The 242-nt window shown below is 48.8% G+C and carries 1 protein-coding gene; it reads right to left on the minus strand.

What is annotated here, in order from left to right:
• Positions 1-242 (minus strand): rod shape-determining protein (locus AAEY75_RS16785; RefSeq protein ID WP_352260295.1); only part of this gene is annotated, 242 nt, incomplete at both ends.

Here is a 242-nt window from a genome sequence, read left to right on the forward strand (position 1 = left end):
GCTCAGGGCTTTTTGCACTTCTTCTGAATTGACAGTAAAGGTTTTGGGTACGCCTTCTGCCATGCTACGTCCGCGTACTTCAACTTCTAGCTGGCTGTCTTCGTTCAGCGCTGAGCCTACTTCTTGCTTGATACGTTCAGCCGTCGTTTCACCAATCACACAACCATGCGTACGGCGTACGTGAGTGATAATGGATTCATCAAATATGTCGCCACCGATACGAATCGACTCAGCATAAACGC

This window comes from Psychrobacter sp. TB55-MNA-CIBAN-0194, from assembly GCF_040309505.1.
GTDB lineage: Bacteria > Pseudomonadota > Gammaproteobacteria > Pseudomonadales > Moraxellaceae > Psychrobacter > Psychrobacter fozii.